Raw genomic sequence first — 22,877 nt, 5'->3', positions numbered from 1 at the left:
CGCAAATCACCAAACGAACAAAGGGAGAGATGATGTGTATACGTTTATAGCGATTGTAGTAGTATGGCTATTTCTTGGGATGGGAATAGAATGGGTCATTGTAAATCTGCTTGGAATAGAACCTAAAAGCACATTTGGAAAAGGGGTATTGTTCTTCATCAATCTTCCAGGTAATATCTTTATCTATTTAATTACCATTGTAAGTACAATCATTGTCCTACCTATCATTTGGTTGTTTACTAGTATTTTCGGAAAATCAAAAGGCAATTGAATGGGGAGATGACGAAGTAATAGGATGTGATAAACATACAAAAAGCAAGTGGAATTGATAATGCGCTACGTGATAGAGCTTTTAGAGAAAAAGTTTATAATGAATGTACGAAAGAGAATGTTATTTTTGTATAGTATTAGCCTAGCCTTGAATCCAAGGAGAACTGATGGGTAGCAAAGGATTCGGAGAAAGTTATGTAAGGTTTTCTGACATTATTCGTCAGAAAAATCCTAATTTAACAATGATTTTGTCTTTTGGTATGTCTAGTAGGGGAAGTTACTTTCTTTAAATATTCAAAAGAAGAAATTATACCAATTTTGCTTTCATAGTGTTACAATAAGTAAAAGTTTAAATATACAGATTTTTCGATTTAGTCGGATAATTGGAGGGGTAGAAGTGACACAATTGAGAAGTAATATGATTAAAAAGGGATTTGACCGTGCACCACATCGAAGCTTGCTACGTGCTGCTGGTGTGAAAGAGGAGGATTTTGATAAACCATTTATTGCTGTAGTCAATTCATATATTGATATTGTTCCAGGCCATGTACACTTACAGGAATTTGGAAAAATCGTGAAAGAAGCAATAAGAGAAGCTGGCGGTGTTCCGTTTGAAATGAATACAATTGGGGTGGATGATGGAATTGCGATGGGGCATATTGGTATGCGCTATTCTTTGCCAAGCCGCGAAATCATTGCAGATTCGATTGAAACAGTAGTAGCTGCACACTGGTTTGATGGAATGGTTTGTATTCCGAACTGTGACAAAATTACACCAGGAATGATGATGGCTTCCTTGCGCTTAAATATTCCTACTATCTTTGTAAGTGGTGGTCCAATGAAGGCTGGGGTTACTAGTGATGGCAGAAAGATATCCTTATCATCTGTATTTGAAGGAGTAGGAGCTTTCCAGTCAGGCAAAATTGATGAAAGTGGATTAAGAGAATTAGAACAATTTGGCTGTCCGACATGTGGTTCTTGCTCAGGAATGTTTACGGCAAATTCAATGAACTGTCTTGCGGAAGCATTAGGCCTTGCGTTACCTGGAAATGGGACAATTCTTGCTGTGGCTCCAGAACGAAAAGAGTTTGTAAAGAAATCAGCTAAACAGTTAATGGAATTAATAAAAGAAGATATTAAACCGAGAGATATTGTGACGGAAAAAGCGATTGACAATGCATTTGCATTGGATATGGCATTAGGTGGATCAACTAATACCGTTCTTCATACATTGGCATTAGCACATGAAGCAGGTGTAGAATATCCGCTTGAAAGAATAAATGAAGTAGCATCAAGAGTGCCTCATTTGTCTAAGCTTGCTCCTTCATCTGATGTACATATTGAAGACCTTCACGAAGCAGGTGGCGTTTCAGCGGCTCTTTATGAGCTTTCTAAAAAGGAAGGAGCTCTTCATTTAGATACATTAACTGTTTCTGGAAAAACACTTGGAGAGAATATTGCTGGATGCAAAGTGAAGAATTATCAAGTTATTCGTCCAATCGACGACCCGCATACACAAACGGGAGGATTAGCAGTATTGTTTGGCAATCTTGCTCCTCAAGGTGCGATCATTAAAACAGGTGGGGTTCAAAATGGAATTCAGCGTCATGAAGGACCAGCTATTGTGTTTGACTCACAGGATGATGTATTAGAGGGATTAGTAAAAGGAAAAGTGAAGGAAGGACATGTTGTTATCATTCGCTATGAGGGACCAAAAGGGGGACCAGGGATGCCAGAAATGCTAGCACCTACTTCACAAATTGTTGGAATGGGCCTTGGTCCAAAAGTTGCGCTTGTAACAGATGGACGTTTTTCAGGTGCATCTCGCGGTATTTCAATCGGGCATGCTTCTCCAGAGGCGGCTGAAGGAGGACCGTTGGCATTCGTAAAAGATGGTGATCATATTGTGATTGACATTGAAAATCGCACAATGGATGTCATTGTTCCTGAGGAAGAATGGGAACAAAGAAAAGCGGAATGGAAAGGCTTTGAACCGAAAGTACAAAGCGGCTATTTAGCACGTTATTCCAAGCTTGTAACATCTGCGAATACAGGAGCCGTATTGAAGTTTTAGGCTTTTGCCGAGAGCCCTCGTGACTTCAGTCGTGGGTTGTTGACTTTCATCATGTTAATTTAATGCAAAAGCAGGTTGGATACACAGTAAAAAGTGTATCCAACCTGCTCTTATATTTATGGAAGATTATTATTGAACATTGTCGCTCTAAAAAACAAACTATTCCTTTGTTATTTCTACTTTTCTCTTAGAATCCATACTTTGTACCTGTAGGATATCTAATAGGAAAACAAACACAGGTATACCGATAATTAATCCCCATACTCCAAAGAAATGCTCAGAGAAGATAAGGACAATAAAAGTGAAAAACACTGGCAAATTTGTTTTGGAGGACATTAATTTCGGATTAAGTATATACGCCTCGATTGCATGGATTATACAAATAAATATAATCAAAATAATGATATAGGTATAGCCGCCAATTGTGTATCCAATTGTTAACAATGGTATTAGAGAAATAATAACTCCTGCGACCGGGATTAGACCAAAGACAAATATCATAAGGGATAGACCAAGTAATTGAGGGAATCCAAGAATCCATAATCCGATGGTCGTTAAGATACAATTCACCAAGGCTATGATGACTTGAGCCTCCAATACTTTCCCAAATGTTAAAACAAATTTTTTGCCGAAGAATTCAATTTCATTATAAAAAGCTGCTATTTTACTTGTACGAAAATTTTCTTTATATTTTATTAAGCGTGGCTTCTCCAATAGGAAGAAGAAACTTAGAATAATAGCTAGTATAAATTGTATACTTATGGAGCTAATGCTGGAAAAGTATTTGACGACAATGCCAAGTCCTTGTTCCAAATAGCTGTTGATTTGTCTTTCTTGAATGATGGAAACAATATAATTTAAGACAGCATTATCATGTGGACGGGAATAAAAATCCATGACTTGTCTAACTAATGCCGTTATTTCTTCCACTAGCATTGGCAAATATTTAATAAAGCTATAGGAAAGTATTCCGATGGTTATTAGATAGAGGATGCTAACTATAACGTTTCGTTTTACGTGAATTCGCTTGGAGATGATTTTCTCCATACGATCCATTAAAAATGAAAGGATAAAGGTAAAAAGCATTAAATTAATCATGCTTCTAAGGGCATAAATCCCTAAAATGATTAAAGCAAAGATGAAAAACCTTTTTACACTTTTATTGGTAAGAAAATTGATAATTGTTTCCACTCCATTTCCCCTTTTTGATATATTTTCTCTTTTTATCTATCTTCCTATATTTTAACCTAAATTGTATGTTAATAATATAAAAAAACCGACATTTTGCGAAAATTTAGCCAGCTAGCAAAAGGGGCATGCTATATAAGAAGTTTTTTGCTTGAATCTTTTCTCCCTCCACTTATATAATTATTAAATAGCTGGTTTTCTAAAAGATAGTTGTTTTCCATTTTAGGAAACGAGCTAATAAGTAAAATGAAAACGTGTTGGATAGGAGGAGAAGCGATGGGGATGTGAAATTAAGAATTGGTGATTTGGCAAAAGTTACGGATGTAACAAAAAGAACCATTGATTATTATCCAAACCTTGGTCTTCTTCAAGCAAAACGTTCTAAAAATAAATTATTGTTCCTGTAGTGAAGGGCTGTTGAACAATTTAAAGCTACTGAGGATTGTAAAAAGAGCAAGTTAATGCTCGAGGAAATTAGGGAACAATTTAATAATCATAAAATAAATTCTTTAGATATAGAGGAACTGAAAGCAAGTAGGAAGGATCTAAATGAACATATTCATCAGATGCTTACAACAGTAGAAAATCAGGACCGACATAAAAAAAAGGAAGTAAGAAATACTATATCTCATGAAAGTATTTCCTTAATATAAGCATTGTTGCTTTTGCTAAATTAACTGTTTTTTATAGTATGCACTAATTTATAAACGGAAGTAGGAATTTTACGAGCAACAGCATTTCTCTAATTATAGTGGAGAAATGCCGTATGTGGCTTTTATTAATCAGGAGGTGTAAGCCCCTTTACGGGCTACTTATTGGAAATTTTTAATTTGATTTTATTTGTGATATTAATTGCATTAACTGCTTTTTTCGTTGCAACAGAGTTTGCGATAGTGAAAGTTAGGAGTTCTAGAATTGATCAGTTAGTTGCAGAAGGAAAAAAAGGAGCACTTGCAGCAAAAAAGGTAACGACACATTTAGATGAATACTTATCCGCTTGCCAATTAGGGATAACAGTTACAGCTTTAGGACTAGGCTGGATTGGGGAATCTACTTTCGCAGAAATTCTAGAGCCACTATTTGTTAAGTTATCTATTGGGAATGCACTATCCCACTTGATTGCCTTTGTTATTTCCTTTTTACTTGTAACCTTTTTGCATGTCGTTGTTGGAGAACTTGCTCCGAAGACGGTAGCTATTCAAAGGGCAGAAGTAATAGCATTAACCTTTGCGCCACCAATTATTTGGTTCTATCGATTATTATATCCTTTTATTTGGTTGTTAAATGGATCTGCACGACTTTTGACAAGTATCTTTGGATTAAAACCAGCATCGGAACATGAACTTGCTCACTCGGAAGAAGAATTAAGAATCTTAATGTCAGAAAGCTATAAAAGCGGTGAAATCAATAAAAATGAATTAGCATATGTAAATAATATTTTTGAATTCGATGAGCGGATTGCCAAAGAAATTATGGTGCCGAGAACGGAAATGGTTACCATCAGTGTGGACAATACGTTTGATGAAATAATGAATATATTGGAAGAAGAGAATTATACTCGCTACCCACTAGTTAATGGGGATAAAGACAATGTAATTGGATTAATTAACATTCGAGAATTTCTTACGGCAACCATTCAAAACAAACAAGAGATTCAATTAGAGGAATATATGAAACCGATTATTCGCGTGATTGAAACGGTTCCTATTCGAGAATTACTGATTAAAATGCAAAAGGAACGCACACATATGGCGATTCTGCTTGATGAATATGGTGGTACCTCAGGTATCGTTACTGCAGAGGATATTTTAGAGGAGATTGTTGGAGACATCAGAGATGAATTTGATGACGATGAAATTTCTGATATTCGCAGAATTAAAGAGGATCATTATATTCTTAATGGGAAAGTATTGATTAGTGAAGTAAATGATCTTTTGGGTACGCATTTATCAGAGGATGAAGTGGACACAATAGGCGGATGGTTTTTGACAAATAATTTTGAAGCGGTTGAAGGAGATACCTTAGAAGAAGAAGGGTATATCTTTAAAATTAAAAACATCGAAGAACATCATATACACTTTATCGAAGTAATGAAAGATGCAAGTGTAGTGGAAGTTTAACGAAAAACATTGTTTTTTAAGAGAAGGGGAAACCCTTCTCTTTTTGTTGTATTGCCGTATAAATTGTTGTTTTAATGGAATCTTAAAATTATAGTTAGAAGCTGAATACTGATTTTATTGAATTTTATTAATTTATTCAATTTAATTGTGTCAGCATCATGTCTGTCAAAAATGCATTTAGTTTAAATTGTTATTAAGCTGTAAACGCTTTATCATAAAGGCATGAAATATAAGGGGGTTTAAACAAAATGTCAGACGAAAATAAAAACGGTTTTCGTGTAAAAATACAGCGTTTTGGTAGTCATTTGAGCGGCATGATTATGCCTAATATAGGAGCATTTATCGCATGGGGGTTAATTACAGCACTATTTATTCCAACAGGTTGGACGCCTAATGCAGATTTAGCTACACTTGTAGATCCAATGATCAAATACTTATTGCCATTATTAATTGGTTATACTGGTGGTAAGATGGTATATGCAGAACGCGGTGGTGTAGTTGGTGCCATCGCAGCAATGGGTGTCATCGTAGGCGCAGATATTCCAATGTTCCTTGGAGCAATGGTAATGGGACCACTTGGTGGTTTCTTAATCAAAAAAGTGGATGATTTATTTAGAGGTAAAATTAAAGCTGGATTTGAAATGTTAGTAAATAACTTTTCAGCTGGTATCTTAGGAGCAATTATTGCAATTATTGGTTTTAAATATATCGGTCCAATTGTTGAGGGGTTAAGCAGTTTCTTATCAAGTGGAGTAGAATTAATTGTAGATGCAAATCTATTACCGTTAGCAAGTATCTTTATTGAGCCAGCTAAAGTATTGTTCTTAAACAACGCAATCAACCAAGGTATTTTAGGACCGATTGGGGTAGAGCAAGCGAAAGAAGTTGGTAAATCCATTCTATTCTTATTAGAAGCAAACCCTGGTCCTGGGTTTGGGGTATTATTAGCTTATTGCATATTTGGCAGAGGTACATCTAAACAAACAGCACCTGGTGCAGCAATTATTCATTTCTTGGGTGGTATTCATGAAATTTACTTCCCATACATCTTAATGAAACCTATTATGTTATTAGCTGTTATCGCTGGTGGAATGGGTGGAGTATTCACCTTTACATTATTTGATGCTGGTTTAGTAGCAACTCCATCTCCTGGTAGTATCATTGCATTAATGGCAATGGCGCCAAAAGGACAACATTTAGGTGTAATTGCTGGTGTTGTAGTCGCGACAATTATTTCTTTCGTAATCGCAGCAATTATCTTGAAAACAAGCAAAGATAAAGAAGAAGACATTAGTGCAGCAACAGAAAAAATGGAAGCATTAAAAGGGAAAAAGAGCTCAGTAGCAGGTGCAATTACTGAAACTGCTGCAGCTCCTAAAGCAGATGAAGCTACAGAGTTTGATTATAAATCCGTGAAGAAAGTAATCTTCGCTTGTGATGCTGGTATGGGATCTAGTGCTATGGGTGCATCTATTATGCGTAATAAAGTGAAAAAAGCAGGCATTGAAGGAGTAGATGTAACAAACACATCTATTGCGAACCTTCCAAATGATGCAGATCTTGTTATTACACATAAAGATTTAACAGACAGAGCAGTAGAAAAATTACCAAATGCACATCATGTTTCTGTTGAAAACTTCATGAACAGCCCTAAATATGATGAAATTATTGAGAAATTAAAATAAGCTTATGTTAACAGACTGTCAGCCAAACTTTGGCTGGCAGTTTTTGTTGGCTAATAGTAACAAATTATAACAGCCTTCCTTTAAATAGTTGCTATCTATCAATAATCTGCTTGGGAAAAATGTATTTAATTTTCAGTATTTATAGATAAAAATAGGGCATCCTAAATTGAAATTGGCAACAATAGAATTGAAAAAAATATGTTTAAAACTGTTTGAATAAGTGTATATAGTAGTTCTATAATTAAATTATGTCAGGTGATTAAGGAGATAAGCTATGATTATTTCCGCTCGTGAAAGAATTATTTTACAGATACTTTTAGAAAATATAGATGAAGAATTGACGATAAAGGGAATTGCTGAACATGTAAATGTTAGTGAACGAACGATACATCGTGATTTAAAGAATGTAGAAGATATAGTAGAAGGCTATCATCTTAAATTAAATAAAAAAGCTGGAGTTGGGGTAAAAATTATTGGAAACCCTAATGATATTTATCAACTAAGGGTATCTATATTAAAGCAAGACTATATGGAATACACTCCCGATGAACGGATACTCGTTGCATTATGTACCTTATTAGATCACCAAGAACCAATTAAGCTATTTACATTAGCAAAGGAACTTGGGGTAACAACTGCTACAGTAAGCCATGATTTGGATAAACTAGAACCGACCATCGAAAAGTATAATCTACAATTGATGCGAAAAAGAGGCTATGGTATAGAATTGGTTGGAACAGAAGAAGACAAAAGAAAAGCAATTCGCAGTCTGATATCGGACCGATTTGATGTGCCAGAGTTTCTTAAAATGGTTAAGGAAAATATTCAGAAGAAGTCTAGCAATAAAGTCGATTCCATTTCTGAACGCCTTTTAGGGCTTGTTCAAAAGGAAAAATTGTTGCGCATTGAAAATATTATAGAAGATATTAATGAACAATTGCCTTATTCGTTAGCAGATAGTTCCTATGTTGGGTTAGTAGTTCATATCGCTCTTGCAATGGAAAGAATTCAGCGGGGAGAAAATATCACGTTTAAAGAGGATTATTTAAGCGAGCTTTCCCAAACAAAAGAATTTGAATTTGCTCGGCAAATCGTAGTGAGACTGGAACGGACTTTTGATATTTTGATTCCTGAAGAGGAAGTCGGCTATATTACAATGCACTTAAGAGGTGCCAAAGTACGTTACGATAATAAGGTTGGCATCAAGGATGAAAATGTAGAAGTAGCTATGCTAGTAAGGACGTTAATTGCTAATGTAGAAAAATTGTTACATACGACATTAGCAGCAGATGATTCTTTATTTCAAGGGTTACTTGCCCATCTTCAGCCTACATTATATCGTTTAGATCAGAAGATGAGTATCTCTAATCCTTTATTGGACAATATTAAAGAGGATTATGCAGAGCTGTTTGAGGTAGTGAAAGAAGCAGCGAGACAGACGCTTGTCGACAGAGATGTTCCAGAAGAAGAAATTGGCTATTTGGTCTTGCACTTTGGTTCAGCGCTTAATGACAAAAAAATAACAAAGAATATAAAGTTATTGATTATTTGTTCGAGTGGAATTGGAACATCGAAAATGCTTGCGGCAAAAATTATTAATCAAATTCCAAGCTTGTCGGAAGTCAAAACAGCTTCTGTGTTTGAATTAAAGAACATTTCCATCGATGATTATGATGCAATTCTTTCGACAATTCCACTAGAGGATATCTCACGAGATTATTTAGTAGTTAATCCGATTCTTAATGATAAGGACTTAGAGGAAGTCAAAACCTACCTTAAGAGGAATAGTGGCCATTTATTAGAGGAAGAAAAGTATGTGGATGCTCCAAAATATAAGCAGCCTTGTTTGGACTTTCAGTCATTTCTTCTGTTTACAGAGCAATCACAGATTTTATCTTCTATTTTAAAAGAATTGCATATATGGAATGAAGGACCATGTCTAAGTGATAGCTTAAAACAGGGATTAAAGATATTAAAACAGCAAGGTTCCATTTTAAATGAGCAGGAAGTTTTCGCTGCTTTAGAAGCAAGGGCTCAAATAGGTGGGCTTGCGATTCCTGAAACAACCTTAGCTCTTTATCACACAAGTAATAATCAAATTGAAAAACCATCTTTCAATATAATTGACTTGCCCGAGATGGTGAGTTTGAGGGCAATGAATGGTGCTAATGAAATGGTGAAGCGAGTGTTACTTTTACTTGCGCCGTTAAGTGCAAATCCAAATGTAATGGAAGTATTAAGTTTTCTAAGCGCATCTATTATTGAATCCGAGAGGAGTATCGAGGTATTCAATAATGGTAATAAAGAAGAACTATTGAATTTTATTAGCAGCCAGTTTTTACAACATCATTTGAGAAATTAATAGGAGGAATAAAAATGAGTATTTTAAAAAAGGAAAATGTTATTTTAAACAGCAATGTAGTAGGTAAAGAGGAAGCAATTAAAAAAGCAGGTCAAATTTTAGTAGAACAAGGATATGTATCTGAGGATTATGTTCCAGCTATGCTAAAAAGAGAAGAAATTTCATCTACTTACATGGGGAACTTCTTAGCAATTCCGCATGGTACAGATGAAGCTAAAACAGCTGTATTAAACTCTGGTCTTTCTGTTATTCAAGCACCAAATGGAGTAGATTTTGGTGATGGTAACATTGTAAAGCTTATCATTGGGATTGCTGGGAAAGATGGCGAGCATTTAGAGTTATTATCTCAAATCGCAATTGTATGTTCTGAAATTGAAAACGTAGAAAAATTAGTTGCAGCGAAAACAGAAGAGGAAATAATCCAAATTTTAAGCGAGGTAGAATAATACTATGAATGCTATTCATTTTGGAGCAGGGAATATAGGAAGAGGATTTATCGGCCTATTATTGCATCAGTCAAATTATGCCATTACCTTTGTGGATGTTAACGAACAAATTATCGATGAATTGAATCGTGTTGGTCAATACAATGTGTTGCTTGCAAATGAAGCAAAAGAGCAATTCACAGTAAAAAATGTAAAAGGGATTAATAGTAAAATTAATCCTGAACAAGTAGTAGAAGAGTTTATCCATGCAGATATCGTTACTACAGCAATCGGACCAAATATTTTAAAATTCATCGCGCCACTAATTGCAGACGGAATTAAAGCACGAATGAAAAGTAATCAATCACCTGTCAATGTGATCGCTTGTGAAAACATGATCGGCGGAAGTAGTGCGCTTAAACAGTTTGTTTTAGAGCATTTAAATGAAGAAGAAGCAGCTTGGGTGGAGGAATACGTTGGGTTCCCTGATTCAGCTGTAGACAGAATTGTGCCAAACCAAAAGAATGAGAATCTATTAGACGTTCTCGTAGAGCCTTTCCATGAGTGGGTTGTAGATGAAACTGCTCTTAAAGGGGCTAAACCAGAAATTGAAGAAGCTCATTTCGTCGAGAACTTACAAGCATATATTGAACGAAAATTGTTTACTGTAAATACTGGTCATGCTGCAACAGCATACTTAGGCAATATCAAGAACTATGAAACCATTTCAGAAACAATCGATCATGAAGATGTGAAAGAAAAAGTACTTCACGTTTTACAAGAAACAGGAAAAGTACTTGTAGCAAGATATAGCTTTAATGCAGAGGATCATCAAAAATATATCAACAAAATTTTAGGTCGTTTTGCGAACGTTTATATTGTTGACGACGTAAAAAGAGTTGGTAGATCTCCGTTAAGAAAATTAGGGGGGAATGATCGATTAGTTGCTCCAGCGTTAGCGTATTATAAGGAGTTTAACGAAATTCCTTCTCACTTAGTAGAAGTGATGGCATCGGCACTTCACTTTTACACACCAGAAGACCAAGAGTGTGTGGAATTAAAGAGCTTAATTGATGAAAATGGAGTTCAAACGGCTTTCAGTAAAGTATCAGGTTTAAATGAAGACCATGCTTTAGTGAAAGAAGTTGTACTTGCTTATAACAATATTAATGCATAAAAAAATCCAATGTGGTCTTGATAGGCTACATTGGATTTTTTAATACTTAGGAAAGTTAAGCATTTGAAGTCAATTTGTTGTCTAGCTCCTGGCACCCAGGGGCTGATGGGCTTCACTATCTTTCCCTACGATAAGTCAACATCGACTCTCTCCGTTCGCCGTGTTTCCTTTATCTCAGGAAAGATTGCTCCACCCCATACGCCCCTAAACGGGTGCCCTGCGCTTTTATCTTGTAGCGGTAGAAGAGTTTACTTTTGATTGTTTGCGCTTGTCCCACATTTTTTTGGCGAAGGGATAGATGATTGGTCCCCACGTAATCATTCGTTTGAACATTTTTTTCATTATCTCTCACATCCTTTTTATCCTTTAATAGGTCTTTTCCCGAAAGTAAGATAGAATAAACAATAGAGCCTTAACCTTGATAAATTTGGTAATATTAGAGGGGAGTACCTTCTTGTAATTTATAACAAAAGAGCATATAGTTTTGATAGATACTTGCAACAAATGAATGAGAATAAACGTCTAATGTTTGGATAGAAAAACTTGCAGTATTCCATGAGTAAAAGTAAAGGATAGGTTATAGAATGGAAAGAATAAAACCATATTGGGAAGGATTTCGACGCTTTTGGAAGAAGAGACATCTTACTCAAATAATACTTTTGGCTGTATTATTGTTTGTTTTATTGGCTATATTGTATTTCACGTATTTAGCAACACAAGCAAATGTTAGTACCCTAAAGGCTGGTTTAAGCCAGGCGACGATCATATACGACAAAGATGGGGACGAAGCAACCCAAATAAGAACGGAAAGAACGGAAGGAATAGAATTGACAGATGTACCTAAATACGTTCCGGCAGCGGTTGTTTCCATTGAAGATGAGCGTTTTTATCAACACAATGGGTTTGATATCAAAGGTATTAGTCGTGCCTTTTTTAAAAATATCTTTGCAGGAAGAATTACAGGTGGAGGTAGTACAATTACCCAGCAATTAACCAAAAACGCCTTGTTAACTTCTGAACAGACGTATAAGCGTAAAGCAGAGGAATTGTTTCTAGCGGTAGAAATTGAGAAGCATTATAAAAAAGAAGAAATTCTGCAAATGTATATGAATCATGTTTATTTTGGTAGTGGAGCATGGGGGATTAGCCAAGCTTCCTTAAAATACTTTAATAAAGATATTAGGGAAGTATCCATAAGTGAAGCTGCATTACTTGCAGGGATATTACAGGCTCCCTCCGCATTAGATCCTTATAATAATTATGATGGAGCCATTTCTCGTCGTAATGTTGTCCTAAAGAAAATGTTAGACTTAAAACAAATAACAGAAGATGAATATCAAAAGGCAGTAAAAGAAAAAATTATACTGGAAAATGGAGGAGGCTCTTTTATAGAAAGAGAATACCCTTACTATGTAGATGCGGTTATTGATGAAGCAATTAAACAGTACGGGCTTACACAGGAAGAACTCTTAAAAAGAGGTTATAAAATATATACTGAGTTAGATCAAAATCTTCAATCGACATTAGAGAAAACCTTTGCTCGTGATTCTCTGTTTCCAAGTAGTGCTGACGGGACATCAGCACAAGGAGGAGCAGTCTTGCTTGATCCAGAAACGGGAGGAGTAAGAGGATTAGTCGGAGGAAGAGGAGAACAGGTCTTTAGAGGATTTAACCGAGCGACTCAAATAAGAGTGCAGCCAGGATCTACGATGAAGCCACTAGCTGTATATACACCGGCTTTAGAAAAAGGCTATAAAATAGATTCGATGCTCGAGGATAAGCCGTTTAAGAAGGGAAATTATGAACCACAAAACTTTACAAAAACATTTAAGGGTGAAGTTCCGATGTATGAAGCTTTAGAAGAATCCTTAAATGTTCCAGCAGTCTGGTTATTAGACCAAATTGGATTGGAAAATGGTCTTAAATCACTTGATCGATTCGGAATTCCTTATGAAAAGGATGATGAGTATTTAGGAATAGCCTTAGGTGGAATGACCACAGGTGTTTCTCCTTTACAAATGGCTAGTGCTTATTCTACGTTCCCAAATGATGGAGTTCGAATGGAGAATCATTTGATCACAAAAATTGTTGGACCAACAGGTAACGTTATTGCAGAATATGAATCTAAATCAACAAGAGTAACATCTAAATCCGTCACAGATGATATGACTTCCATGTTACTGGATGTTATTAAGTCAGGAACAGGTCAAGGTGCAAAAGTGGCTGGATTCCAAATTGCCGGAAAAACAGGATCTACTCAATTAGATAACAGTAATATTTCTGGTACAAAGGATCAGTGGTTTGTAGGCTATACACCAAATCTAGTTGGGGCAATGTGGCTCGGCTATGATAAAACAGATAATCAACATTATCTTCCAAGTAAAAGCTCTGGAGATGTAGTTCCAATCTTTAAAACAATTATGGATCAAGCCGTTCAATATGTAGAACCAGAAAATTTTAAAGTATTATCTGTCAGTGATAGACTGGCAAATGAAGATAATGGAAATGTCAATAAAAAAGTAGAAGAAACAAAAAAAGTGATTAAAGAAAAAGCGGAAAAATTAGAAACAACTATTAAAGAGAACTCTTCTAAATGGAGCCAAGTTGTAGATGAAATAAAAAAAGATGCGAAAAAGATAAATGAAAAGGTAAAAGGGAAGTTAGAAGAAATATTAGAAAATTAGTATTTTTAAAAAGGCAGAAATATATACTGATACTAGTGCTATTGCCACTGTAGACAGTATATATTTCTGCCTATTTCTATTTGGCGTGAAAAGCAAAGGTTTTGGGGGAGAAGTATAACTGGATATGTATAAAATGGAAAGATAACCATGTTTAATGAAGTGAAGTCTGTGATAAATATTACAGAATAAAATAAAAAGGAGAAAAGTGAATACAAAGGGATAAAATAATGGAAAAACCAACCAGATTATTCTATAATCTATGTAAGCGTTTAAACCGTCTGTAAGAAAGGATGAACAATGAAATGCTAGGTTGAAAAATTGTTTGTGACAAGATTGTGGACATAGATTTTAATAATAGCATCTGCTATAATAAAAAGGTTGATAAAATCTTGAATATACGGAAAGCATAAGAATATAAAAAATGAAAATTGGTAAAATTATACTTACGTTTTTTGTCACAAATAATAGGTTCGAGATATGATATCATCATACAGGTAGTAATAATCGTTATTTTACCTATGTAATATGAATGTTCTATGTCAAAATATCGAACATTCTGTGAATATTTTAACATTTGAACTTAAACGGAAGGAGCTGTACAAATGAAGTCGAAAAAAGGAATTTTAATTTCGCTTTTAGCAATTGTACCATCATTCATCTTAAGCGGTTGTGAATCTATGGTTGTATTTGATCCACAAGGTCCTGTTGCTAGAAGTATTACAGACTTGATTAACTGGTCTATTGTATTTATGGCTTTGGTTTGTCTAGTAGTTTTTGTACTATTTGGTTACATAGTTTGGAAATATCGTGCAACGAAAGAGAATGCTAACTATGAACCAGAAGAACATGGAAGTACAAAGCTTGAGATTATTTGGACTATAATCCCATTTTTAATTATTATTGCATTAACCATTCCAACTGTAAAAACAATTTATGCATTAGAGGATATACCAGAAGATTATAAAGATCGTGATCCTATTGTGATTAATGTAACTTCTGCAGACTGGAAGTGGATTTTTAGCTATCCAGAAGAAGGAATTGAAACAGTCAATTATGTAAATATCCCTGCTGGCGTGCCAGTGGAGTTTAAGTTAACTTCTGCTGGAACAATGCAATCATTCTGGATTCCTGCATTAGCTGGTCAGAAGTACACAATGTATGGGGCTGAAACAGATCTTTATGTTGTTGCTGATAATCCAGGTAACTATGAAGGGCAAAATACAAGCTTTAATGGTAAAGGATATGCGGAGATGAAGTTTGATGTCGAAGCAAAATCTGTAGAAGACTATGATGAGTGGGTAGATGAAGTAAAAGAAACTGCCCCTAAATTAACAGAAGAGAAATATAAAGAAATTATCGAGCCGACACATTTAGGCCGTATGACTTTCTCTAATACACATTTAGAGTGGATTGATCACGGTAAAGGTGGAGACTCAAACTACTATTTAAACCCTGAGTTATATCGAGTTCATGGATATCCAGGTAGAACTTTTGAAAAGAACCAAGAGTCAGACGGAGGTGAAAAGGATGCACATTAAGTGGGATGATATCGTTATTACTGGCGATCCCCTAATATTATCTGCTCAAATAGGTATTACACTAACAATGCTTGCTATTGTAGTTGGTGTTACCTATTTCAAGAAATGGCAATATTTGTGGGATGAATGGATAACAACGGTTGATCACAAAAAAATCGGTATCATGTATATTATTGTAGCCGTATTAATGTTCTTCCGTGGTGGAGTAGACGGTTTGATGATGAAATATCAAACCTCAGCACCTGAAATGAAATTCTTAGATGCACAGCATTACAATGAAGTATTTACAACGCATGGTGTTATTATGATTCTTTTCATGGCGATGCCAGCGTTGATTGGATTAATGAACGTAGTAATTCCTTTGCAAATTGGGGCACGTGATGTTGCGTTCCCACAATTGAATGCATTAAGCTTCTGGCTAACATTTAGTGGTGCGATGCTTTTCAATATTTCTTTCGTAATTGGTGGTTCTCCTGATGCAGGATGGACATCCTATTTCCCTCTAGCTGGGAAAGAATTTACACCAGGAGTTGGGAACAACTTCTATGCAATTGGTCTGCAAATTGCAGGTATTGGTACGCTAATGACAGGTATTAACTTTATTGTTACTATCTTGAAAATGCGTGCTAAAGGAATGACATTAATGAAGATGCCAATGTTTACTTGGACTGCATTAATTACAAACGTTATTATTGTGTTTGCATTCCCTATTTTAACTGTTGCATTAGCATTGATGACATTTGACCGTTTATTCGGTACACATTTCTTCACGATTTCAGGTGGAGGAAATGCGATGCTATGGAATAACCTATTCTGGTTATGGGGACATCCAGAAGTTTATATCGTAATCTTGCCTGCTTTTGGAATGTACTCTGAAATTATTGCGACATTCTCAAGAAAACGCCTATATGGTTATAATTCAATGATTATTTCTATTGTAGGGATTGCTATCTTAAGTATGGTTGTATGGGTTCACCATTTCTACACGATGGGATCTGGACCAGTTGTAAACTCTGTATTCTCGATTACAACGATGTTAATTGCAGTTCCGACTGGGGTTAAAATATTCAACTGGTTATTTACAATGAGAAAAGGTCGTATTCAATTTACTACGGCTATGCTATGGTCACTTGCATTTATTCCAACCTTTACTATTGGTGGGGTAACTGGAGTTATGCTTGCAATGGCTGCAGCAGACTATCAATATCATAATACATTATTCTTAGTAGCTCACTTCCACTATGTATTAATACCAGGTGTTGTATACGCAGTATTTGCTGGTTTCTATTACTGGTGGCCAAAAATGTTCGGTTATGCTCTAAACGAACGTCTAGGAAAATGGCATTTCTGGTTATTTAATATTGGTTTTAACGTAACATTTATGCCAATGTTCTTCTTGGGATTAAAAGGGGCAGTAAGACGTTCTTATACTTTCTCTGCGGAATCCGGATTTGCACCATTATTCATGCTATCAGCAATCGGCTCTCTCATTCTTGCTGCCGGATTTGCAGTGCTAGTTTACAACATTTACTATAGCACTCGTTATGCAGATAGAAAGAATTCAACAGATCCATGGGATGCAAGAACATTAGAATGGCATACAGCTTCTCCAGTACAGCCATATAACTTTGCTATCACTCCAGAAGTGAAAGCATTAGATGCATTCTGGTATATGAAGAAAAATAAAGAAGGCTTGGTTTTAAAAGAAGAAGAATTAGAAGAAATCCACATGCCGAGCAACTCTTGGCTTCCATTCTATATGTGTGCAATATTTGGAGTAGTTGGTTTCTTCCTAGTATTTGAATGGTTTATCCCTGCTGCAATCTGTAGTTTAGGTATATTTGTTGGCTTGATAATTCGTTCTTTTGATTATGACGAAGGTTACCATATTAAACTGGATGTTATTAAGAAAACGGAACGCGCATGGAGAGGTGAGAAATAATGGCAAAAGTCGATAAGTCTTTACCACTAGAATATCAGACAGAGCAAAGTCGTTTAAATATTCTAGGCTTCTGGATCTTCCTTGGTGCCGAGGTTGTACTATTCGCTACCTTGTTCGCAGCCTATGGATCTTTAAAGGATAACTTTGCAGGCGGACCTACTCCAGCTGAATTATTTAAATTAAAAGATGTAATGATTGAAACACTTTTACTATTAACAAGTAGTTTTACATGTGGTATCGCTATATGGTATATGCGACGCCAGAATTTAAAGGGATTATTAACTTGGTTAATTATCACTTTAGCATTAGGTGCAGGTTTCGTCTTTGTGGAAGTAAATGAATTTATTCATTATGTTCATGAAGGGGCAACAATGCAGACAAGTGCATTCCTTTCTGCATTCTTTGTATTGCTTGGAACGCACGGATTGCACGTATCACTAGGTATAGGCTGGGCAATATTAATTATTGTTCAATTAATTAAGCACGGTTTAACACCAACAACAGCTCGTAAGACATTTATTATAAGTTTATACTGGCACTTCTTAGACGTTGTGTGGATCTTCATCTTCACATTCGTTTATCTTGCTAGAATGGGAGGGTAATAAAAGATGGCAAAAAATCATGAAAATGAAAAATTTCCAATTGGTCATATTGCAGGTTTTATTGTTTCTTTATTACTTACCTTCGCAGCTGTAGGAGCTAAGCTATATACAGATCTTCCAATGATTACTATTATGTGGATTATCGGTGCATTGGCAGTAATTCAAGCCATTCTTCAACTGTTTATGTTTATGCATCTTACAGAAGGAGAAGGACAAGTACAAACTATTAATATCGTTTATGCATTCTTCTGCGCGATTGTAGTAGCAGGAGGAACTATTTGGGTAATGACATCAGGACATGTTCATTACTAATAAAGCGTAATGTGAAAGAAGTCTCCATTGGAGGCTTCTTTTTTTGCATTAGAGAGGAAGGAAATGGTCGTTTTTACAAGGAAGGGGAAAGTGCGTTTTAATTAGGACTTACTTTTACTGGACTAGTTTACTTAGTCTGTGTTGGGATGGATTTTTCCAAGAACTACAGTGCTCTGCATTAATCAATTTGTATGATGGTGCTCTTGTTGAATAATAAATCATGACAAACTAACTAGGTAATTAGCTTCATTCTTTTTGGAATTTTATGATTAATCTATCAGGCCTTTGAAAAAGCATTGACGAGCTGGAAAAAGATGATAAAATAAAAGAAGAATCTAAATGATAATGAAAATCATTTACGACTACATGGGGAGTGAGGGAAGAGAGTAGTATTACTCAATAGCACGATGAAAATAAGACACTTAAGTATATTGTTAATAGTATTATCTATCATCTCCCTATTTGTTGGGGTTATTGATATTCACCCGAAAAATATTTTTCATTTAACAGCAGATCAAAAAGAAATTCTTTTGATTAGCAGATTTCCACGCTTGATCAGCATTATCATTGCTGGTGTAAGCTTGAGCATTTGTGGCCTAATTATGCAGCAAATATCGAGAAATAAATTTGTTTCACCTACGACAGCTGGCACGATGGACTGGGCAAGATTGGGGATATTAATAGCTCTTATGCTTTTTACAGGGGAGAGTCCGATTGTAAAAATGTTAATCGCATTCGTATTTGCACTTGGCGGCACATTTCTGTTTATGCGAATACTGAATATGATTAAATTTAAAGATGCCATTTTTATTCCTTTAATTGGTCTAATGCTTGGAAATATTGTAAGTTCAATTACCACTTTTTTTGCTATGAAATATGATTTAATACAAAATATGTCTTCATGGTTACAAGGAGATTTTTCCTTAATCATGGAAGGCAGATACGAGCTTCTTTACATAAGCATTCCGGTAGTAATTATTGCATATTTATATGCCAATAAATTCACGATTGCTGGAATGGGCGAAGATTTTTCGATTAATCTTGGACTAAATCACAAAAGAGTGGTGAATATAGGATTAATCATCGTTGCATTAGTATCCTCTGTTGTATTGCTGACAGTAGGAATGATTCCTTTTCTTGGATTGATTATTCCCAATATTGTTTCTTTATACCGTGGAGATAATTTAAAAAACAGTTTAACACATACAGCATTACTTGGTGCAGTATTTGTATTATTCTGTGATATTCTCGGAAGAGTGATTATTTATCCATATGAAATTTCGATTGGTGTGATGGTAGGAGTCATCGGTAGTGGCGTCTTCCTGTATTTACTTTTAAGGAGAAAGTCTTATGAAGCAGCCTAAGATAAAACTTATTGTATTAGCAGTTCTGGCGCTTACTTTAATTACTATATTCATGCTAATCAAAGTCAGTAGCAATAATTGGGAATATGTCATTCCACGTAGAGCCATAAAAATTGTTGCAATTCTTTTAACTGGTGGTTGCATTGCCTTTACTTCGATGGTATTCCAAACAATTACAAATAACCGAATTTTAACACCAAGCATTTTAGGATTAGATTCCTTGTATTTATTTATTCAAACCATTGTTGTTTTCATTTTTGGCTCAAGCACGATGTCTATTATGAATAGCAACATTAACTTCTTGGTGTCAGTAGTATTAATGGTTCTTTTTTCTAGTATCCTTTACAAGCTATTCTTTAATAGAGAAGATCAAAATATTTTATTATTACTGTTAATTGGGATTGTGATGGGGAGCTTTTTCTCTAGTGTTTCATCCTTTATGCAAGTATTAATTGATCCAAATGAGTTTCTTATTATTCAAGATAAAATGTTTGCAAGTTTTAATAATGTAAATACCAATATTTTAACGATTAGTATTATTATTGTAGCAGTAGTGTCTATCTATGTTACAAGATATAGCCGCTTCTTTGATGTCATGTCTTTAGGAAGAGATCAGGCCATTAACTTAGGAATTGACTATGAGAAGGTTGTCCGCAATATGTTAATTGTGGTATCCATACTTGTGTCTGTTGCTACGGCATTAGTTGGCCCAATTACCTTTCTTGGGTTATTGGTAGTCAATTTAGCTCGTGAGTTTTTAAAAACATATAAGCACAGTACATTGATTACTGGATCCATTCTATTGAGTATTATTTCTTTAGTTGGTGGTTTACTAATTGTAGAACGTGTATTTACATTTTCAACGACTATCAGTGTGATAATTAACTTTGTAGGTGGAGTGTATTTTATCTATCTATTACTAAAGGAGAGAAAAGCATGGTAGAGGTACAGAACATTACAAAACAATATGGTGGTAAAAAAGTGCTTGATAATGTTTCTCTTTCTGTAGAAAAAGGCAAAATCACTTCTTTTATTGGACCAAATGGTGCCGGGAAAAGTACATTGCTTTCTATTATTAGCCGCTTAATAAAAGCAGACAGTGGTGATGTCATTATCGATGGCCAGCATATTGAAAAGGCCAAAAGCAATGATCTTGCAAAGAAAATTTCTATATTAAAACAAGCAAACAACATCAATCTTCGTTTAACAATAAGAGAGCTTGTAAGCTTTGGAAGGTTTCCTTATTCACAAGGAAAGCTGACAGATTTAGATGAAAAAATGGTAGATGAAGCAATTAAGTATATGGAATTAGAGAATATGCAGCATAAGTACTTAGATCAGCTAAGCGGTGGACAAAAGCAGAGAGCTTATATTGCAATGGTAGTTGCCCAAGATACAGAATATATTCTTTTGGATGAACCGCTAAATAATTTAGATATGAAGCACTCTGTGCAAATTATGAAAGTGCTAAGAAGATTAGTAGAAGAGCTGGGGAAAACGGTAGTAATTGTTATCCATGATATTAACTTTGCATCGGTTTATTCAGATAATATCGTAGCATTAAAGAATGGCAAAATCGTAAATGATGGACCAGCTAAAAAAATAATCAATCAAAAAGTATTGAAAAACATTTATGAGATGGATATGCAAATTGAGGAAATTAATAATCAACGAATATGTGTTTATTTTGCATAGAAAGAGATATTTTAACTATTGATAAATGATTGGTTCATTGTAGAGAAGAAGCTAATGGTGGAAGAAAAATAGAAAGGGGGCAGTGTAATTATGGCTGACTTAAATAAGTCCCTTCGCCAGAAGAAACCATAATAACACTACCATTAGTATTAGCAACTCCTAAATCATTCTAGGAAAATGAGGAAGGAAAGATGCTAATAATACCTTATCATAGGGTATTCTGTCTTTAAATGCAATGTATTCAATTTAATTTATATATATTACATTTATAGAGGTGTTTATAAGATGAAGAAAAAGCTTTCCCTATTATTATTAACATTCGTGCTTGCAGTTTTAGCTGCATGTGGAAATACAGAAAAGTCAAATGCAGAAGCAGATTCAAGTAAAGCTAGCGAGAAGCCAGCAGAAATTAAAGTTACCCACGAATTAGGAGAAGACACAGTTCCAGTTAATCCTAAGAAAGTTGTAGCTTTTGATTTTGGAATTCTAGATACATTAGATAAATTAGGAATAGAAGTAGCTGGTGTTCCACAAGCTAATATTCCTCCATATCTTTCTAAATATGAAGATTCAAAATATGCAAATGTAGGAAGCTTGAAAGAACCAGATTTTGAAGCAATTAGTGAATTGGCACCAGATGTTATTTTTATCTCTGGAAGACAGTCAGCTGCTTATGAAGAATTGAAAAAAATTGCTCCAACGGTATATGTGGGAGTTGATACAACAGATTATATGAATTCATTTAAGCATAATATGGATCTTATTGGCGACATTTTTGATAAGAAACAAGAAGTTGCAGATGAACTAGCAAAAATTGATGAAGATATTGCTACTATTAATGAAAAAGCAAAAACTATAGATGGTAAATCATTAATCGTATTAGTAAATGACGGAAGCTTAAGTGCTTATGGCAAAAACTCTCGATTCGGGATTATTCATGATGTATTTGGCTTAGCTCCAGCAGATGAAAATATTGAAGCTTCTACACATGGACAAAAGGTTACATTTGAATATCTAGCAGAAAAAAATCCAGCTTACTTATTTGTCATCGATAGAGGAGCTGTAGTCGGTGGAGAATCTTCAGGTGAGAAGACACTTGATAATAAATTAGTAAACGGTATTGATGCAGCTAAAAATGATCATATTATTTATTTAGATCCGAGCTACTGGTACCTATCAGGCGGCGGATTACTATCAACAAGCGAAATGGTAAAAGAAATCTCAGAAGCAATTTCAAAATAATAAAGTTTGAAAAAATCCAACGAGTAGAATTTACTTTTACTTGTTGGATTTTTTTGAGTTTATAAAAGTAGCTGTAAAAAGCCGATAACTAGTAGCAATCAATAAACCATTTTCAAAAGATAAAAATATTAGCAGATAGTTGCTTTTTTAGCTGCTTCCATCCAAAATAAAAGAAAGAAGAGATAATTCATCAATGA

The 22,877-nt window shown here is 34.9% G+C and carries 18 protein-coding genes; 17 read left to right on the top strand and 1 reads right to left on the bottom strand.

Translation table 11 applies throughout. The features are described 5' to 3' along the window. The first annotated feature begins 34 nt into the window (after nt 1–34). Nucleotides 35–271, top strand: coding sequence for a hypothetical protein (locus RTL21_RS07425; protein ID WP_312094843.1), 237 nt, complete (start codon nt 35–37; stop codon nt 269–271). Nucleotides 272–667: 396 nt separating this feature from the next. Further along, nucleotides 668–2,344 (top strand): dihydroxy-acid dehydratase, encoded by a 1,677-nt coding sequence (gene ilvD, locus RTL21_RS07420; protein ID WP_312094841.1) that lies wholly within the window; start codon nt 668–670, stop codon nt 2,342–2,344. Between the two features lie 159 nt (nt 2,345–2,503). Here ilvD and RTL21_RS07415 read toward each other — a convergent pair whose 3' ends face one another. Further along, the gene (locus RTL21_RS07415; protein WP_312094839.1) at nt 2,504–3,535 is read right to left on the bottom strand and encodes an AI-2E family transporter; all 1,032 of its coding nucleotides are present in this window, start codon (nt 3,533–3,535) and stop codon (nt 2,504–2,506) included. Between the two features lie 254 nt (nt 3,536–3,789). Here RTL21_RS07415 and RTL21_RS07410 point away from each other — a divergent pair, with 254 nt between their 5' ends. From RTL21_RS07410 to RTL21_RS07340, 15 genes are all read left to right on the top strand, one after another. Further along, complete coding sequence (locus tag RTL21_RS07410) at nt 3,790–3,939, top strand: MerR family DNA-binding transcriptional regulator (protein ID WP_312094837.1); 150 nt, start codon at nt 3,790–3,792, stop codon at nt 3,937–3,939. A gap of 408 nt (nt 3,940–4,347) precedes the next feature. Continuing rightward, complete coding sequence (locus RTL21_RS07405; RefSeq protein WP_312094835.1) at nt 4,348–5,652, top strand: hemolysin family protein; 1,305 nt, start codon at nt 4,348–4,350, stop codon at nt 5,650–5,652. Nucleotides 5,653–5,900: 248 nt separating this feature from the next. Beyond that, the gene (locus RTL21_RS07400) at nt 5,901–7,337 is read left to right on the top strand and encodes a PTS mannitol transporter subunit IIBC (protein WP_312094833.1); all 1,437 of its coding nucleotides are present in this window, start codon (nt 5,901–5,903) and stop codon (nt 7,335–7,337) included. 274 nt (nt 7,338–7,611) lie between these two features. After that, nucleotides 7,612–9,699 (top strand): BglG family transcription antiterminator, encoded by a 2,088-nt coding sequence (locus tag RTL21_RS07395; RefSeq protein ID WP_312094831.1) that lies wholly within the window; start codon nt 7,612–7,614, stop codon nt 9,697–9,699. Nucleotides 9,700–9,713: 14 nt separating this feature from the next. Continuing rightward, the gene (locus RTL21_RS07390) at nt 9,714–10,145 is read left to right on the top strand and encodes a PTS mannitol transporter subunit IIA (RefSeq protein ID WP_312094829.1); all 432 of its coding nucleotides are present in this window, start codon (nt 9,714–9,716) and stop codon (nt 10,143–10,145) included. A gap of 4 nt (nt 10,146–10,149) precedes the next feature. Continuing rightward, on the top strand, nt 10,150–11,301 hold the full coding sequence (locus RTL21_RS07385) for a mannitol-1-phosphate 5-dehydrogenase (RefSeq protein ID WP_312094827.1): 1,152 nt from the start codon (nt 10,150–10,152) through the stop codon (nt 11,299–11,301). A 584-nt stretch (nt 11,302–11,885) separates the two neighbouring features. Further along, nucleotides 11,886–13,985, top strand: coding sequence for a PBP1A family penicillin-binding protein (locus RTL21_RS07380; RefSeq protein ID WP_312094825.1), 2,100 nt, complete (start codon nt 11,886–11,888; stop codon nt 13,983–13,985). 602 nt (nt 13,986–14,587) lie between these two features. Next, the gene (qoxA, locus tag RTL21_RS07375) at nt 14,588–15,523 is read left to right on the top strand and encodes a cytochrome aa3 quinol oxidase subunit II (protein WP_312094823.1); all 936 of its coding nucleotides are present in this window, start codon (nt 14,588–14,590) and stop codon (nt 15,521–15,523) included. Then, nucleotides 15,513–17,465, top strand: a complete 1,953-nt coding sequence (qoxB, locus tag RTL21_RS07370; protein WP_312094822.1) for a cytochrome aa3 quinol oxidase subunit I — start codon at nt 15,513–15,515, stop codon at nt 17,463–17,465. The genes qoxA and qoxB overlap by 11 nt, the downstream gene beginning before the upstream one ends. After that, the gene (gene qoxC, locus RTL21_RS07365; protein WP_396954423.1) at nt 17,465–18,067 is read left to right on the top strand and encodes a cytochrome aa3 quinol oxidase subunit III; all 603 of its coding nucleotides are present in this window, start codon (nt 17,465–17,467) and stop codon (nt 18,065–18,067) included. Before qoxB ends, qoxC begins: the two co-directional genes overlap by 1 nt. A gap of 6 nt (nt 18,068–18,073) precedes the next feature. After that, nucleotides 18,074–18,379 (top strand): cytochrome aa3 quinol oxidase subunit IV, encoded by a 306-nt coding sequence (qoxD, locus tag RTL21_RS07360; protein WP_312094820.1) that lies wholly within the window; start codon nt 18,074–18,076, stop codon nt 18,377–18,379. A gap of 407 nt (nt 18,380–18,786) precedes the next feature. Continuing rightward, complete coding sequence (locus RTL21_RS07355; protein WP_312094818.1) at nt 18,787–19,743, top strand: ABC transporter permease; 957 nt, start codon at nt 18,787–18,789, stop codon at nt 19,741–19,743. After that, the gene (locus RTL21_RS07350) at nt 19,730–20,686 is read left to right on the top strand and encodes an iron chelate uptake ABC transporter family permease subunit (RefSeq protein ID WP_312094816.1); all 957 of its coding nucleotides are present in this window, start codon (nt 19,730–19,732) and stop codon (nt 20,684–20,686) included. The genes RTL21_RS07355 and RTL21_RS07350 overlap by 14 nt, the downstream gene beginning before the upstream one ends. Continuing rightward, nucleotides 20,680–21,438, top strand: coding sequence for an iron ABC transporter ATP-binding protein (locus RTL21_RS07345; protein WP_312094814.1), 759 nt, complete (start codon nt 20,680–20,682; stop codon nt 21,436–21,438). The genes RTL21_RS07350 and RTL21_RS07345 overlap by 7 nt, the downstream gene beginning before the upstream one ends. A gap of 285 nt (nt 21,439–21,723) precedes the next feature. Next, the gene (locus RTL21_RS07340) at nt 21,724–22,680 is read left to right on the top strand and encodes a siderophore ABC transporter substrate-binding protein (protein WP_312094812.1); all 957 of its coding nucleotides are present in this window, start codon (nt 21,724–21,726) and stop codon (nt 22,678–22,680) included. The last annotated feature ends 197 nt before the right edge of the window (nt 22,681–22,877 follow it).

It is taken from the genome of Niallia sp., from assembly GCF_031978665.1.
Classification (GTDB): domain Bacteria; phylum Bacillota; class Bacilli; order Bacillales; family Cytobacillaceae; genus Niallia.
The sequence above is the reverse complement of the archived record's forward strand: the minus strand, read 5'-3'. Positions and strand labels throughout refer to the sequence as shown.

Excerpts from the sequence above, each read along its gene's own strand:
- RTL21_RS07400 (WP_312094833.1), top strand. The coding sequence starts at position 5,901 with ATGTCAGACGAAAATAAAAACGGTTTTCGTGTAAAAATACAGCGTTTT.
- RTL21_RS07340 (WP_312094812.1), top strand. The coding sequence starts at position 21,724 with ATGAAGAAAAAGCTTTCCCTATTATTATTAACATTCGTGCTTGCAGTT.
- RTL21_RS07345 (WP_312094814.1), top strand. The coding sequence starts at position 20,680 with ATGGTAGAGGTACAGAACATTACAAAACAATATGGTGGTAAAAAAGTG.
- RTL21_RS07350 (WP_312094816.1), top strand. The coding sequence starts at position 19,730 with ATGAAGCAGCCTAAGATAAAACTTATTGTATTAGCAGTTCTGGCGCTT.
- qoxA (WP_312094823.1), top strand. The coding sequence starts at position 14,588 with ATGAAGTCGAAAAAAGGAATTTTAATTTCGCTTTTAGCAATTGTACCA.
- RTL21_RS07355 (WP_312094818.1), top strand. The coding sequence starts at position 18,787 with ATGAAAATAAGACACTTAAGTATATTGTTAATAGTATTATCTATCATC.
- RTL21_RS07380 (WP_312094825.1), top strand. The coding sequence starts at position 11,886 with ATGGAAAGAATAAAACCATATTGGGAAGGATTTCGACGCTTTTGGAAG.
- qoxC (WP_396954423.1), top strand. The coding sequence starts at position 17,465 with ATGGCAAAAGTCGATAAGTCTTTACCACTAGAATATCAGACAGAGCAA.
- RTL21_RS07390 (WP_312094829.1), top strand. The coding sequence starts at position 9,714 with ATGAGTATTTTAAAAAAGGAAAATGTTATTTTAAACAGCAATGTAGTA.
- qoxB (WP_312094822.1), top strand. The coding sequence starts at position 15,513 with ATGCACATTAAGTGGGATGATATCGTTATTACTGGCGATCCCCTAATA.
- qoxD (WP_312094820.1), top strand. The coding sequence starts at position 18,074 with ATGGCAAAAAATCATGAAAATGAAAAATTTCCAATTGGTCATATTGCA.
- RTL21_RS07395 (WP_312094831.1), top strand. The coding sequence starts at position 7,612 with ATGATTATTTCCGCTCGTGAAAGAATTATTTTACAGATACTTTTAGAA.
- RTL21_RS07385 (WP_312094827.1), top strand. The coding sequence starts at position 10,150 with ATGAATGCTATTCATTTTGGAGCAGGGAATATAGGAAGAGGATTTATC.